We start from the raw sequence: 253 nt of genomic DNA, 5'->3' as shown, positions 1-253 counted from the left end.
GATCCGGATTTTCTCGGCGGTATTGATATCCAAAAAGGCTCCGATGCTGCATCCAGCGGCATTGCCGGTACTGTGGCCATGCGTACACTTGAAGCAGGCGATATTGTTAAAGAAGGCAACCGTTTTGGTCTTCGTGTCAAAGGAGGCTTCGGCACCAATTCCAGCAAGCCTGAAGAGGGAAACGTTGCTGGCTATAAAATTGTGAACAAGGGGTATCCTCTCCCTCAGCAGCCAGACATAGACTATGTCGACA

1 protein-coding gene is annotated in these 253 nt (G+C 50.2%); it reads left to right on the top strand.

What is annotated here, in order from left to right; translation table 11 throughout:
* Positions 1-253 (top strand): hypothetical protein (locus tag HBA93_RS22280; RefSeq protein ID WP_221724691.1); only part of this gene is annotated, 253 nt, incomplete at both ends.

The organism is Ochrobactrum sp. SFR4 (assembly GCF_019730395.1).
Taxonomy (GTDB): Bacteria; Pseudomonadota; Alphaproteobacteria; order Rhizobiales; family Rhizobiaceae; genus Pseudochrobactrum.
Note: the sequence above shows the minus strand (reverse complement) of the source record. Positions and strands in the feature narration are given on the sequence as shown.